This window comes from Gordonia marina, assembly GCF_052036135.1.
GTDB lineage: Bacteria > Actinomycetota > Actinomycetes > Mycobacteriales > Mycobacteriaceae > Gordonia.
Map to the genome: position 1 here is coordinate 35,272 of NZ_JBPSDN010000023.1, position 13,717 is coordinate 48,988.

14 protein-coding genes and 2 tRNA genes are annotated in these 13,717 nt (G+C 69.8%); 6 read left to right on the plus strand and 10 right to left on the minus strand.

From position 1 onward, the window contains the following. Nucleotides 1-145: 145 nt before the first annotated feature. On the minus strand, nucleotides 146-1,498 hold the full coding sequence (gene tig, locus ACSEEN_RS14700; RefSeq protein WP_440713575.1) for a trigger factor: 1,353 nt from the start codon (nucleotides 1,496-1,498) through the stop codon (nucleotides 146-148). Nucleotides 1,499-1,545: 47 nt separating this feature from the next. Further along, nucleotides 1,546-1,622 (minus strand) — tRNA-Pro (locus tag ACSEEN_RS14705). Between the two features lie 155 nt (nucleotides 1,623-1,777). Between ACSEEN_RS14705 and ACSEEN_RS14710 the strand changes: the two genes are divergently transcribed. Both ACSEEN_RS14710 and ACSEEN_RS14715 read left to right on the plus strand, forming a co-directional pair. Further along, nucleotides 1,778-1,848: transfer RNA gene (locus ACSEEN_RS14710), tRNA-Gly, on the plus strand. Nucleotides 1,849-2,095: 247 nt separating this feature from the next. Continuing rightward, nucleotides 2,096-2,782 carry a L,D-transpeptidase gene (locus tag ACSEEN_RS14715; protein WP_371307989.1) on the plus strand — a complete coding sequence of 229 codons (687 nt, stop codon included), beginning with the start codon at nucleotides 2,096-2,098 and terminating at the stop codon, nucleotides 2,780-2,782. Nucleotides 2,783-2,854: 72 nt separating this feature from the next. On the opposite strand, the gene ACSEEN_RS14720 is transcribed toward ACSEEN_RS14715, so the two are convergent. The 3 genes from ACSEEN_RS14720 to ACSEEN_RS14730 all read right to left on the minus strand — a co-directional run bounded on the left by ACSEEN_RS14720 (nucleotide 2,855) and on the right by ACSEEN_RS14730 (nucleotide 5,197). Further along, entirely contained in the window at nucleotides 2,855-3,766 is a 912-nt protein-coding gene (locus ACSEEN_RS14720; RefSeq protein ID WP_440713576.1) for a cutinase family protein, read from the minus strand. 135 nt (nucleotides 3,767-3,901) lie between these two features. After that, nucleotides 3,902-4,714 (minus strand): Fpg/Nei family DNA glycosylase, encoded by an 813-nt coding sequence (locus ACSEEN_RS14725; protein ID WP_440713577.1) that lies wholly within the window; start codon nucleotides 4,712-4,714, stop codon nucleotides 3,902-3,904. Nucleotides 4,715-4,726: 12 nt separating this feature from the next. Beyond that, complete coding sequence (locus ACSEEN_RS14730; protein ID WP_247867433.1) at nucleotides 4,727-5,197, minus strand: ribose-5-phosphate isomerase; 471 nt, start codon at nucleotides 5,195-5,197, stop codon at nucleotides 4,727-4,729. A 23-nt stretch (nucleotides 5,198-5,220) separates the two neighbouring features. Here ACSEEN_RS14730 and ACSEEN_RS14735 point away from each other — a divergent pair, with 23 nt between their 5' ends. Next, nucleotides 5,221-6,234 carry a M48 family metallopeptidase gene (locus ACSEEN_RS14735; protein ID WP_440713578.1) on the plus strand — a complete coding sequence of 338 codons (1,014 nt, stop codon included), beginning with the start codon at nucleotides 5,221-5,223 and terminating at the stop codon, nucleotides 6,232-6,234. A 56-nt stretch (nucleotides 6,235-6,290) separates the two neighbouring features. On the opposite strand, the gene ACSEEN_RS14740 is transcribed toward ACSEEN_RS14735, so the two are convergent. Then, entirely contained in the window at nucleotides 6,291-6,899 is a 609-nt protein-coding gene (locus ACSEEN_RS14740; RefSeq protein WP_247867431.1) for a DsbA family oxidoreductase, read from the minus strand. Nucleotides 6,900-6,976: 77 nt separating this feature from the next. Between ACSEEN_RS14740 and pepN the strand changes: the two genes are divergently transcribed. Continuing rightward, nucleotides 6,977-9,571, plus strand: coding sequence for an aminopeptidase N (pepN, locus tag ACSEEN_RS14745; protein WP_440713579.1), 2,595 nt, complete (start codon nucleotides 6,977-6,979; stop codon nucleotides 9,569-9,571). Between the two features lie 123 nt (nucleotides 9,572-9,694). Here pepN and ACSEEN_RS14750 read toward each other — a convergent pair whose 3' ends face one another. The 4 genes from ACSEEN_RS14750 to ctaJ all read right to left on the minus strand — a co-directional run bounded on the left by ACSEEN_RS14750 (nucleotide 9,695) and on the right by ctaJ (nucleotide 11,534). Further along, nucleotides 9,695-10,339 (minus strand): DUF3558 family protein, encoded by a 645-nt coding sequence (locus tag ACSEEN_RS14750; RefSeq protein WP_440713580.1) that lies wholly within the window; start codon nucleotides 10,337-10,339, stop codon nucleotides 9,695-9,697. Continuing rightward, nucleotides 10,339-10,644: a hypothetical protein gene (locus tag ACSEEN_RS14755; RefSeq protein ID WP_440713581.1), complete on the minus strand. Its 306-nt coding sequence runs from the start codon at nucleotides 10,642-10,644 to the stop codon at nucleotides 10,339-10,341. Before ACSEEN_RS14755 ends, ACSEEN_RS14750 begins: the two co-directional genes overlap by 1 nt. A 145-nt stretch (nucleotides 10,645-10,789) precedes the next feature. After that, nucleotides 10,790-11,299, minus strand: a complete 510-nt coding sequence (locus tag ACSEEN_RS14760; RefSeq protein WP_371307994.1) for a DUF5130 domain-containing protein — start codon at nucleotides 11,297-11,299, stop codon at nucleotides 10,790-10,792. Beyond that, the gene (gene ctaJ, locus ACSEEN_RS14765; protein WP_247867428.1) at nucleotides 11,286-11,534 is read right to left on the minus strand and encodes an aa3-type cytochrome oxidase subunit CtaJ; all 249 of its coding nucleotides are present in this window, start codon (nucleotides 11,532-11,534) and stop codon (nucleotides 11,286-11,288) included. The genes ACSEEN_RS14760 and ctaJ overlap by 14 nt, the downstream gene beginning before the upstream one ends. A 141-nt stretch (nucleotides 11,535-11,675) precedes the next feature. Between ctaJ and ACSEEN_RS14770 the strand changes: the two genes are divergently transcribed. Together ACSEEN_RS14770 and ACSEEN_RS14775 are read left to right on the plus strand one after the other, a co-directional pair. Continuing rightward, nucleotides 11,676-12,071 carry a globin gene (locus ACSEEN_RS14770; protein WP_283255289.1) on the plus strand — a complete coding sequence of 132 codons (396 nt, stop codon included), beginning with the start codon at nucleotides 11,676-11,678 and terminating at the stop codon, nucleotides 12,069-12,071. Between the two features lie 13 nt (nucleotides 12,072-12,084). Further along, entirely contained in the window at nucleotides 12,085-13,710 is a 1,626-nt protein-coding gene (locus ACSEEN_RS14775; RefSeq protein ID WP_440713582.1) for a glycoside hydrolase family 13 protein, read from the plus strand. Nucleotides 13,711-13,717: the final 7 nt, after the last annotated feature.

The window sequence follows — 13,717 nt, forward strand, 5'->3', positions numbered from 1 at the left end:
TTCTCCCCCCCCCCCCCCCCCCCCCCCCCCCCCCCCCCCCCCCCCCCCCCCCCCCCCCCCCCCCCCCCCCCCCCCCCCCCCCCCCCCCCCCCCCCCCCCCCCCCCCCGCGGGTCTTACGGGGTGTCGACCGAGCAGGTCAGACGATCACTCGTCGTCGCCGTCCTCGTCGCCGTCCTCGGCGGTGCCGAAGAAGGTCTCGGTGTCGATCACGTCGCCGTTGGTGTCCTTCACGGTCACCTCGCCGATCACCTCGGCCAGCGCCTTGTTGCGGCGCACATCGGCGTACAGGGCGCCGATCTGGTTGGCGTTCTGCAGCTGCTGGATGAACTCCTGCGGCGGCATGCCGTAGCGCTGGGCCTGCATGATGATCTGCTGGGTCAGCTCGCTCTGGTCCACCTCGGTCTCGGCGGCGTCGGCGACGGCGTCGAGCAGCAGCTGGGTGCGCACCGACTTCTCGGCGGTCTCCTTGGCCTCGGCGTCCCACTCCTCGCGGGTCTTGCCCTGGGCCTCCAGGAAGCGGGCGATCTGCTCGTCGTCGTGACCGAGCGCGTGGATCAGCTGGTGCTGAGTGGCCTCGACCTCGTCGTCGACGACGGCCTCGGGCAGCGGGAACTCCACGGCCTCGAGGAGCGCGTCGAGGACGGCGTCACGGATGGCGCCGGCCTGGGCGTACTTCTTGGTGTCGGCGACCTGGCCGCGCAGGCTCTCGCGCAGCTCGTCGACGGTGTCGAACTCGCTGGCCATCTGCACGAAGTCCTCGTCCAGCTCCGGCAGCTCGCGGACCTTGACCGACTGCACGGTCGCGGTGACCTCGGCCTCCTTGCCCGCGTACTCGCCGGCGATGAGGGTGGTGGTGAAGGTCGTCGACTCGCCCGACTTGAGGCCGGTGATGGCCTCGTCGAGACCGTCGATCAGGTCGCCGTTGCCGACCTCGTGCGACAGGCCCTCGGTGGCGGCGTCCTCGACGTTCTCGCCATCGACGGTGGCCGACAGGTCGAGCGAGACGAAGTCGCCCTCCTGCGCACCGCGGTCGACGCCGGCCAGGGTGCCGAAGCGCTGGCGCAGATTGTCCAGTTCGGCCTCGACGTCGGCGTCGGCGACCTCGATCGGATCGACCTCGACCGACAGCGAGTCGTAGGCGGGCAGGGTGATCTCCGGACGCACGTCGACGACGGCGGTGAAGGTGAGCGGCTCGCCGTGGACCAGGTCGCCCAGCTCGATCTCCGGCTGGCTGATCGCGTTGGTCTCGGTCTCGGCGAGCGCCTCGCTGTACTTGGCGGGCAGCGCGTCGTTCACGACCTGCTCGAGGATCGCCTCGCGGCCGACCCGTGCCTCGATGATCTTGGCCGGAGCCTTGCCGGGACGGAAGCCCGGGATGCGGATCTGCTGGGCGAGCGCGGCGTAGGCGCGCTCGAAGTCGCCGGACAGCTCCTCGAACGGAACCTCGACATTCAGCTTGACTCGGGTCGGGCTCAGCTGCTCGACGGTGCTCTTCACGACGTTGGTGCTCCTTGTTAGTTACTGCGTGCTCGCACGATTGACGGTGGTCGGGATGACAGGATTTGAACCTGCGACCCTCCGCTCCCAAAGCGGATGCGCTACCAAGCTGCGCCACATCCCGGCGGTGTACGACGACGTCCGACGCGACCAGACAGCCATAGTACTGATCACCCGGCCGTCACCGTGCGGGCGGGAGGCCCTTTTGCCGAAGGCGACGGCGGTCACGTAGAGTCTGTGCTCGCACACGGTGCGCCGGAGACGGCCGCCGGCGCGCACGCGGGTGTAGCTCAATGGTAGAGCCCTAGTCTTCCAAACTAGCTACGCGGGTTCGATTCCCGTCACCCGCTCAGGTGACGCTTCGGGCGCGGCCTCCATCTCGGTGGGGCCGCGCCCGAATCGCCTGCCGGACACGCCCCGATGGGTTGTGACCGGAATCCCGTTACCGGCGTACCCGCAGGACAAACCGGACACAAGGGACGTAGCAGCGCAGATACCGGCCGTGACCGGTTGGCTCGATGGCAACGTTTATGTAACGATGCTTCCTGTACGTCTCGGGGGACGTCATCCATGACCACGAACGAAGGTTTTGACCACGTGTTTTCCGCCAAGTCTTCGGGCCGACGTAATAGCCTTACTGCCCGACTCGTCGCTGTCGCCGTGACCGGCGCAGCCCTGTCCATCGCAGTGCCGGCCGTCGCGAATGCCGAACCGGCCGGCAAGGTCACCATCTTCCCGGGCGGCCCGACCATCGACGTGCCGGAGATCCCGGGTCTGCCGACCCCTCCGTCGCACACCAAGCCGACGCCGAAGAAGTCGACGCCGCCGGCCGAGCCGGGCGTCCCGGCCATGCCGAACGTCGCGACCAAGTCCGGTTACGTCGCCCTCGCGGTCGACAGCGACCACCGCCTCTACTGGTGGAAGGACGGCAAGCTCGTCAAGAACATGCCGGTCTCCATGGGCAGCGATGCGCACCCGACGCAGCACGGAACCTTCCACACCAAGGAGAAGTACCGTGACATGTACATGGACAGCTCCACCTACGGTGTGCCGGTCGACTCGCCCGAGGGCTACCGCACCTACGTCGAGTACGCGACCCGCCTGACCAACGACGGCGTGTTCATCCACGCCGCGCCGTGGTCGGTCGAGCAGCAGGGCCACAGCAACGTGAGCCACGGCTGCCTCAACGTGAGCACCGAGAACGGCCGCTGGGTGTACGAGAACATCCCGACCGGCACCCCGGTCGTCATCCGCGGCACCAAGGGCCCGGCCGACTCCAGCTAGTCGCACCGCGCTGACCTACGAGACGAGGTCCCACCCGATCACGGGTGGGACCTCGTTTCGTATCCCGGGTTCTCACGCCGCGGTCCGGCGACCGCTCTCCCCCAGCGTGGCCTGCAACTGCAACCAGTGTGCGAGCGCCTCGCATCCGGTGGTGTCCGGATCGGTGAGCGGCGCCCGCCGGTAGGGCTCGACGTCGTACGACACGTGGCGCCCGCCGAGGCTGTTGCGCACCCGCCACCGTCGCCACTGCACCGACGACGGCAGGTAGCCGCGGACCTCGCGGGCGGCCCGCGCGACGCGGCCGACGTCCCGCCGCCACTGCGCGGGCGTGATCGCGGTCCGCGGAGCGTTCTGCAACCGCGCCGAGCGGACCCGGCCGTACACGTCGGTGAGCCACAGCCGCACATGCCCGGCCGAGAACACGCCGGACAGGTCGGCGACGTCGCGTAGCAGCGAGTCCGGGCTCGCGTTGCAGATCATGTCGTCGGCGGCCCCGATCCAGAACGCGGGGATGTCCCCGGGCAGCGCGGGCCCCGGCCCGGCCACACCCCAGCCCTCGCAGCCGTCGACCGCTCCGGGCGGCTGATGGGGGTCGGCGACGAAGCCGACCGCCGCGATCGACGGCAGCAGGTGCCCGGACGACGGGTGCGCCAGGAGCCGCCGGATCACCACCGCGCCCTGCGAGTAACCGATCAGCATCACGGTGGCGTGCGGGTCGTCGGCGAGGGTCTGGGCGATGGCCCGCGACAGCGCCGTCACGCCGCGCGACACGCTGGTCAGATAGCATTCGCCGTCCGGGCGCGGGGTGGGCCCGTAGCTGGCCGGGTACGGCACCCAGCGCGCGGTGAAGCGGTCGTCGAGCGCGCGGGTGACACCGGCGAGCATGCCGGTCACCTCTGCCCGGCGGTCGCCGGGGAATGATTCGCCGGTGCCGCCCACGGCGAGCACCGTCACCGGGCCGCGGCCCGTCGGGAAGCTGGTCATGCCTTCCAGGGTGGCCGCACCTCCTGGGAGGGACCCGGGCAGACGGCTGAACGTCCTCTGAGAATCCACTCCGGCCGATGAGAATCCGCTCCGGTCGATGAGAGTCCGCTCCGCCGGCTGAGCCCGTCGGAAGCCTCAGCCGGTGGCAGAAGACTGGCACGCGGCGCACCAGAACAGGTTGCGTCCTTCCAGTTCCCGCCACGACACCGGTGTGCCGCACAGCCGGCAGGCCTCGCCGGCCCGCCGGTACACGTAGGTGCGGGGCCGGTCCGGGGCGTACGCCGGGGCGCCGTGGTCGTCCTCGGGGCGGACGACGTGGATCCGCCCTTTCGCCATGCCGATCGGCATCAGTTCGGCCAGGTCGGCCCAGATCGCGTCGAACTCGCCGCGGGTGATCGTGGTGCCGGGCCGCATCGGCTCGATGCCGGTGCGGAACAGCACTTCCGCGCGATAGATGTTGCCGACCCCGGCGATCACCTTCTGGTCCATCAGCAGCGAGCCGATCGGGCGCCGGGACCGGCTGATCGCCCGCCACGCCCGCTCCGGGTCGGCGTCGTCACGCAGCGGATCGGGCCCGAGCCGGGCGATCAAGGCGTCGAGGTCCTCCGGTGTGTACAGCTCGCAGGCGTTGGGCCCGCGCAGGTCGACGCCGAGGTCGTCGCCGACCATCCGCAGCCGGATCTGACCGGTCGGCTCCGGCATCGGCAACGACTCCTCGGTGAAGGCGCCGTAGATGCCCAGATGAATGTGCACCAGACGCTCACCGGCATCGCCGAGCCGGTAGATCAGGTGCTTGCCCCAGGCCTGCGCGCCCTCGAAGACGAGCCCGTCGAGCAGTGCGGCCTCGGGACCGAAGCGACCCTGCGGGCTGCTGACCCGGACCCGCTGGCCGCCGAACTGCTGCGACTGCCGCCGGGCGAGCCGGTGCAGCGCATGACCCTCGGGCATGGGTGGCGGCCGTCAGGCCTGCGGCAGGTGGTTCTCGCCGGTGCGCTCGTAGTCGGCGAGCAGGTCGATGCGGCGCTGGTGACGCGGCTCCTCCGACCAGGCGGTCGACACGAAGGCGTCGACGATCGCCAGCGCCTCCTCCTTGGAGTGCATGCGGCCGCCGATGCCGATCAGCTGGGCGTTGTTGTGCTCGCGGGCCAGCTGCGCGGTCTCGGTGCTCCAGGCCAGCGCGCAGCGGGCACCCTTGACCTTATTGGCGGCGATCTGCTCACCGTTGCCGCTGCCGCCGAGGACGATGCCGAGGCTGCCCGGATCGGCGACGACGCGCTCGGCCGCCTCGATGCAGAACGGCGGGTAGTCGTCGAGAGCGTCGTAGGTGTGCGCACCGCAGTCGATCACCTCGTGACCGGCGGCCCGCAGATGATCGGCGATCTCGTTCTTGCGCTCGAAGCCGGCGTGGTCGGCACCCAGGTAAATCCGCATGCCCGTCACTATAGATTGGTGGGGTGGACACCCACGCGCCCATCCCCTCCGTTCCCGGCGTACCCGACTCCAAGGTCGAGGCGCCGCCCACGCATCAGCCCGGCCCGGACGCCGTCTGGCGGCCGCCGGCCAAGTATTCCGGCGCCCCGCGTCGGCATCCGGGCGAGATCCCGATGCTGGTGCTGCTGATCGCGCTCAGCCTGGCCGGCTACCTCGCGGTGCTGGTCCTGGTCGCGATCGGGAACATCAGCGAGTACTTCCTGCTGATCCTCGCGTTGCCGCTGCTCCTGCTGATCGGCCGCGGCGTGCTGTACGCGCAGCAGCGCGTCAACGGTGTGCAGATGTCGCCGACGCAGTTCCCCGAGGGATACCGGATGCTGATCGAGGCCGCCGCGCGCTACGGCCTGCACTACGCGCCCGACGGCTACGTGGTGAACGGCAACGGCGCGATCAACGCGTTCGCCTCGGGCCACGGGTTCCGCCGCTACATCGTCGTCTATTCGGACCTGTTCGAGGTGGGCGGCAAGGCCCGCAACCCGGAGGCGCTGGAATTCGTGATCGGGCACGAGGTGGGACATCTCGCGGCCGGTCACACGTCGTACTGGCGGCAGTTGTTCACCGGCACCCTGATGTCGGTGCCGATCCTGGGCACCACGCTGTCGCGCGCACAGGAGTACACCGCCGACAACTACGGCTACTACACCCATCCGGCCGGGGCGCCGCCCGCGATCGGCCTGCTCGCGGCGGGCAAGTACATGCTGACCGCGGTCGACTACGACCAGTTCGCCGACCGCGCCACGCAGGAGAAGGGCTTCTTCGTGACGCTGGTCAACCTGCTGGCCAATCACCCGGTGCTCACCTGGCGGGCGGCCGCGCTGCGCGACCGGACCCGGGCCGGTTCGCTGTTCTTCCGTCCGCGCACCGCCAGGCGCGGCGTCGGCAGCGGCCACACCGTGCCGATCGCCACACCGCCGGCGCCGCGCGAGGTCCCCGCCGGATCGCTCCCGAACGGGCTGGTCACTCCCCCGAAGTTCTGAGCCCACCCACGGTGCGGACACTCCGCTCCCCGTGGCGGCCTCGGCGGGTACCGAGATCAGGTGAAGTCGGGGTCCTCGGTGCGGGTGCGCTTGAGCTCGAAGAAGTGCGGGTAGCTCGCCAGCGCAACGACGCCGTCCCACACCCGGCCGGCCTCCTCGCCGCGCGGGATCTTCGACAGCACGGGCCCGAAGAAGGCGATGCCGTTGACGTGAATGGTCGGTGTGCCGACGTCCGGGCCCACCTTGTCCATGCCCTCGTGGTGACTCGCCCGGATGGTGTCGTCGTACGACGTCGAGGTCGCCGCCTCCGCCAGGTCGGCTTCGAGGCCGGCCGCCGCGAGCGCGTTCGTGATCACCGAGGCCGCGTCGTGGTTGCCGTTGTCGTGGCGTTCGGTGCCCATCGCGGCGTAGAGCGGTGCGAGAACCTGGTCGCCGTGCCGGTCGGCCGCGGCGGCGAGCACGCGGACCGGGCCCATCGCGTCGGCGAGCATCGCCCGGTACGACTCCGGGATGTCCCGGCCCTCGTTGAGCACGGCGAGGCTCATGATGTGGAAGTTCACATCGATGGGCCGCACCTTCTCCGCCTCCAGGATCCAGCGCGAGGTGATCCAGCACCACGGGCAGAGGGGGTCGAACCAGAAATCCACACGATCGCGTTCAGCCATGCCACCCATTCAAGCACCGCGCGGCCCGCGGCGCCGCCCGCTGCCGCCGGGGCCCGCGCGGGGATACAGTCGACGCTGTGACTCCTCCCAATCTCACGCGGTCCGCCGCCGCCGAGCGCGCCGCCGTTCTCGACATCCAGAACTATCGCATCGACCTCGACCTCACCACCGGCGAGGAGACCTTCGCCTCACACACCGTGGTGACGTTCACCGCGACGCCGGGGGCGTCGTCGTTCATCGATCTTGTTGCGCCGCAGCTGATTTCGGCGAATCTGAATGGGGTCGACCTGGACGTGTCCGACTACGACGAGTCGGTCGGACTGGCGCTGCCGGACCTCGCGGAGGAGAACGTCCTGTCGGTGGTCGCCGACTGCGCTTACTCCAACACCGGTGAGGGTCTGCACCGCTTCGTCGATCCCGCCGACGGTGCGGTGTACCTGTACTCGCAGTTCGAGACCGCCGACGCGAAGCGGATGTTCGCCTGCTTCGACCAGCCCGATCTCAAGGCCACGTACACGTTGACGGTGACCGCGCCCGAGAGCTGGGAGGTGATCTCCAACGCGCCGGTCACCCAGACCTCCGCGGACGGCGCCGCCCGGACGCACGTGTTCGCGACCACCGAGGTGATGAGCACCTACCTCGTCGCCCTGATCGCCGGGCCGTACGCGAAGTGGACCGACGAGTACGCCGACGACCACGGCACCATCCCCCTCGGGCTGTACTGCCGCGCCTCGCTCGCCGAGCACATGGACGCCGAGCGGCTGTTCACCGAGACCAAGCAGGGTTTCGGTTTCTACCACCGCACCTTCGGCGTGCCGTACGCGTTCGGCAAGTACGACCAGCTGTTCGTCCCCGAGTTCAACGCCGGGGCGATGGAGAACGCCGGCGCGGTGACCTTCCTGGAGGACTACGTCTTCCGCTCGCGCGTCACCCGCTATCTGTACGAGCGCCGCAACGAGACCGTCCTGCACGAGATGGCGCACATGTGGTTCGGCGACCTGGTGACCATGAAGTGGTGGGACGACCTGTGGCTCAACGAGTCGTTCGCGACCTTCGCCTCGGTGCTGGCCCAGGTCGGCGCCACCGAGTACACCAACGCCTGGACCACCTTCGCGAACGTCGAGAAGTCGTGGGCGTACCGGCAGGACCAGCTGCCGTCGACCCACCCGATCGCCGCCGACATGGTCGACCTGCAGGCCGTCGAGGTGAACTTCGACGGCATCACCTACGCCAAGGGTGCGTCGGTGCTCAAGCAGCTCGTCGCCTACGTCGGTCTGGAGCCGTTCCTGACCGGTCTGCGCGAGTACTTCACCGAGCACCGCTTCGGCAACGCCACTTTCGCCGACCTGGTCGGCGCTCTGGAACGCGCCTCCGGCCGTGACCTGTCCAGCTGGGGCGACCAGTGGCTCAAGACCACCGGTATCAACGCCCTGGAGCCCGACTTCCTGCTCGACGAGCAGGGCCGCTTCACCGATTTCGCCGTCCTGCAGGGCGGCGCCGAGCCGGCCGCGGGCGGACTGGAGAAGCGCGAGCCGGGCGGCGTCCGCGTGCACCGCCTGCGCATCGGGGTCTACGACGACGCCGACGGCAAGCTGGTCCGCACGCACAGCGTCGAGATCGACGTCGACGGCCCGCGCACCGAGGTCCCCGAGCTGGTCGGCGTCCCGCGCGGCCAGCTGATCCTGCTGAACGACGACGACCTCACCTACGCGTCGGTCCGCCTGGACCCGCGGTCCCTGGCCACCGCGACCGCCCGCATCGCCGACATCGCCGACTCGTTGCCACGCACCCTGGTGTGGTCGGCGGCGTGGGAGATGACCCGCCAGGCCGAGATGCGGGCCCGCGACTTCGTCGCGCTCGTCAGCGCCGGGATCGGCGCCGAATCCGAGATCGGCGTCGTTCAGCGCGTGCTGCTGCAGGCCGGGACGGCGCTGGAGTCGTACGCCGATCCGCACTGGGCGATCACCGAGGGCTGGCCGTCGTTCGCGGCCCGGGTGCTCGACCTCGCCCGCGCCGCCGAGCCCGGCTCGGATCACCAGCTGGCGTTCGTGAACGCGCTGCTGGGCGGCGTGGTGAACGACGACCAGCTCCCCGCCCTGCGATCGCTGCTCGACGGCGACGACCCCGCGACCGTCGGCCTGGCCGGGCTGGTGGTCGACGCGGAACTGCGCTGGAAGCTGGTCAAGGCGCTGGCCGCGGCCGGCGCCCTGGATGCCGAGGCGTCCGGTACCCCGGCGATCGACGCTGAGGCGGCCCGCGACAACACCGCCGCCGGCGCTCGCCACGCCGAGGCGGCCCGCGCCGCCCGGCCGCTCGCCGAGGCCAAGGAGGCCGCCTGGAGCACGGCCTTCGACGACGACACGGTCGCCAACGTGACCGTGCGCGCGATGATCGAGGGCATCAACCGCGCGGGCCAGACCGAACTGCTGCTGCCGTTCACCGAGCGCTACTTCGAGTCGGTCCGCGACCTCTGGGCACGACGCTCCAGCGAGGTGGCCCAGACGGTCGTCGTCGGCCTGTACCCGTCATGGGACATCAGCGCCGCCGCCCTCGACGCCGCCGACGCCTTCCTGGCATCCGGCGACGTCCCCCCGGCGCTGGAACGACTGATCCTGGAGGGTCGTGCCGGCGTGGAACGCTCCCTGAAGGCCCGCACCCACGACGCCACCTGACCCCGGCCCCGACCCCGGTACCCAGCGAAACCCCGGGATCTGTTGCTCGTATCGGGCAACGGATCCCGGGGGTCTCGTTCTGGGGAGTGAGAGGCGGGCCGCTCGGGAGGGTCATGGGGCAGGTCACGGGGGCATCTGACCGATGGTCGCGCGCGTGAAGGCCAGGGCTCGCTCGCATATCTCGTCGAGCGTGGCCTCGGGATCCGATACCGACACGAGCGTGCTCACGGCCGCCTTGCCGGACTGGACATAGGTATCACAGGTGCCGCCGAGTGCACTCTGGTGAAGGCCGACAACGCGACCGTCGATGACGAGATCGGGCAGCCACAGGTCTGTCTCGATATGGCGCTTGCGCTTGTCGGCTGCCAAGCTTGGTGAATTGCCGACCGCCTGGACAACCGCCCAGCCGCGTCCAGCGGTCGCGGTGCCGTACCGCCACATGCAACCGCGTGCCGTCTGCCCGTCAGTACCGGCCACATCCTTCACACTCTGTGGCTCGACGCCGAGGGCAACCAAGCCCGCCGAGTCGAGAGCAGTGCACGGCTCGTAGGGCGTCCCATCGTTGGCAGAGTTCCATCTGTGCCGAAACACCGTCGTGAACGGCAACAACCGCCCCTGCGCGTCGCGCTGCCGAATCTCATCTACGGCCGAATCGCGGGTGGCTCGCGGACTCCTGACCGAGTGGCGGCTCTCACCGCATCCGGTAGCCGCCACGAACAAGACCGCCGCGAGCACGACCATCCGCAAGAATTGAGCACCGCCGCTCATCAGGACGTCCCGACTTCGGCTGCGGAGGCGCCGTCGGCCGCCTCATACGCCGCGGCCGCCGCCAGGCAACGATCCGCCACCTCGCGTGCCCGGGTCGCTTGCGTGTGAAACGCCGTGACCGTCGAGTCCCGGATCGCGCACAGCCGACCGAAGAGTACGTCCCCCTCGACACACCCGACACCGAAGGAATTGCGAACCATCGTCGTACTGAGCTGATTGGCCAAGTCCTCCAGCTCGTCCGCCGCCTCGCTCGCGACCCGGGCACGATCACGCCAGACGTACTCGATCGACTCCACATCCCCCATGGCTATCCCTCCCCCGTCCATATTTAGACGTTCCGGGAGCCCGGCCGGTTCCGTTTCACGCAAAAGCGGGCAGAAGCGAGCACAGAGAAAGGCGGCCACCCCGTCCGGGGTGGCCGCCTTTACGCGTGGATCTTCTCCGCTGACCTCAGGGGCGGGCGACGGCGGTGGCCATCACGCGCAGGGCCGAGACCAGGCCGTCGATCAGCTGGTTGTGGCGGAACGCCGACACGGCGGCGGTCACCCCGAGCTCGGCGACACGGTCGTTGACGCGGCCGGCCACCTCGGAGCCCGAGACCACGACGACGTCGTGGGTGTTCGGCGAGACGGCGACCAGTGCGCCGTGGGCCGGCTCGGGCGCCTGCGCGAGGATGGCGCGGGCCGCGGTGGCCACGTCGCCGTCCAGGTCGCCGATGTACACCGAGAAGCGGACCTCGGCGAGGTTGCTCGCGTCGGTGAGCGCCTCGTCGAGCGCGATCAGCTCGTCGCGGGTGAACGGCGGGGTGTCGAAGCCGTCGCCGGGGAACAGCGCGGCGGAGATCCGGCCACTCGCGGTGACGGCGGAGCCGTACGGCAGGCCCTCTTCGTTGCGGGCGCCGAGGAGGTTCAGGACCCCGGAGCTCTGCTGGGCGATCTGGTTGTGGTCACCACTTGGCACTGGCGTACCCTCCCTCGGTGTCGGCCGGCTCGAAATGGCGAGGCAGGGCCATGGGCTCGATCTCGGTCGCGCTGAACAGCGCAGGTCCGCGGGTCCATTCCTGGTCCAGGGTGTACTCGGGGACCTTCGGGCGCTTGACGCCGTGGGAGAAGAGCATCGAGATCACACATCCCGCGATGGCGATCAAGACCAGAATGATCACGGTCAACCCGATGGGTGCGACAACGCTATCCACTGTCAGCCTTTCGATGAGCGCCTCGCGTCGCGAGGCGCACGCGACCCGCGGGATGCGGACCGCCTTGGTTCGGATCTAATTTAACCCACCTGGCCCCGCCGCGTGCGCGGAGGGCCTACAGCGCGTCGTAGATGGGGAACAATGGACATCGTGAGCACCTTTTACGAGCAAGTCGGCGGCGAAGAGACCTTCCGCGCGATCACCAAGAGGTTCTACGAAGAGGTCGCCCGCGACGAGCTGCTCGCGCCGATGTATCCGGAGTATCCGGACCTGACGGGCGCCGAGGAACGCCTGCGGATGTTCCTGGAACAGTACTGGGGCGGCCCGCACACCTACTCCGATCAGCGCGGCCACCCGCGGCTGCGGATGCGGCACATCCCGTACAAGGTGGGTCCCCTCGAACGCGACGCCTGGCTGCGCTGCATGGACATCGCGGTCGCGTCGATCCCCGCCGATGTGCTCGACGACGAGCATCGCGCGCGAATGACCGAGTACTTCCACGCCGCGGCGCACTCCTTGATGAACAGCCCCGTGTGACAGAATTGCCCGCGTGACGCAAGACACCGACTCGCTCGTGAACCCCGACTGGTGGCGCAACGCTGTCGTCTACCAGGTCTATCCGCGGTCGTTCTCGGACCTGTCCGGCGACGGCGTCGGCGACCTCGCCGGGGTGATCGACAAACTCGGCTACCTCGAGCTCCTCGGTGTCGACGCGATCTGGCTCTCCCCGATCATGCGGTCGCCGATGGCCGACCACGGGTACGACGTGTCCGATCCGCGCGACATCGATCCGCTGTTCGGCGATCTGGCGACGTTCGACCAGCTCATCGCCGAGGCCCACGACCGTGACATCCGCGTCACGATGGACCTGGTCCCCAACCACACCAGCAATCAGCACGCCTGGTTTGCGGCGGCGCTGGCGGCCGGTCCGGGCAGCCCGCAGCGCGACCGGTACATCTTCCGGCCGGGCCGCGGCGAGCACGGCGAAGTGCCGCCGAACAACTGGACCAGCGTGTTCGGCGGTCCCGCGTGGAGCCGTATCCGGGAGGCCGACGGCAGTCTCGGCGAGTGGTACCTGCACCTCTTCGCGCCCGCGCAGCCGGATCTGAACTGGGAGAACCCCGAGGTGATGGCGGACCTCGAGGAGACCATGAGGTTCTGGCTCGACCGCGGCATCGACGGCTTCCGGATCGACGTGGCCCACGGCATGGCGAAGGCCCCCGGGCTGCCGGATCTGGCGGCGCCGGCGGTGATCCTCAAGCACACCGACGACGATCCGCGATTCAACAACGACGCCGTGCACGACATCCACCGCCGTATCCGCGCGGTGATGGACCGGTACCCGGGCACCGCGAACGTCGGTGAGGTCTGGGTGGAGTCGCCCGACGAGTTCGCCAAGTACGTGCGGCCCGATGAACTGCACCTCGGCTTCAACTTCGCGCTGGCCACCGCCGGGTTCGACGTCGCCGCGATCCGCGCCGCGATCGACGAATCGCTCGCCGCGGCGGGCGGCGTCGGCGCGGTGCCGACCTGGACGCTGTCGAACCACGACGTGGTCCGCGAGGTGACCCGCTACCGCCCGGAGGTGACCGCGGACGCACCGCTCGACGAGCAGGAGAACGCGCTCGGCATCGGGATCGCCCGGGCCCGCGCGATGGCGCTGGTCGAGTTGGCGCTGCCGGGCACCGTGTTCATCTACAACGGCGCCGAACTCGGCCTGCCCAACGTCGACCTGCCGGACGAGGCACTGGTCGACCCGGTGTGGGAACGCTCCGGGCACACCGAACGCGGCCGCGACGGCTGCCGGGTGCCGCTGCCCTGGGAGGGTGACGAGGCGCCGTACGGGTTCAGTGCCAACCCGCACACCTGGCTCCCGATGCCCGACGACTGGGGCCGGTTCACCGTCGAGCGCCAGCTCGAGGACGTCTTCTCGACGCTGTCGCTGTACCGGCAGGCGATCGAGCTGCGCTATGTGCGGCCGGAGTTCAGCGGCCCGGGCGTCGACTGGTACCAGGCGCCGGACGGCTGCCTGGCGTTCCGCCGCCCCGGCGGGTTGATCTGCGCGCTCAACACCACCAATTCCCCGGTGCCGCTCCCCCACGGCCAGATCCTGCTGGTCAGCCTCCCGCTGGTGGACGGCATGCTCGCGCCGAACTCCGCCGCCTGGCTGGTCTGACGGACCG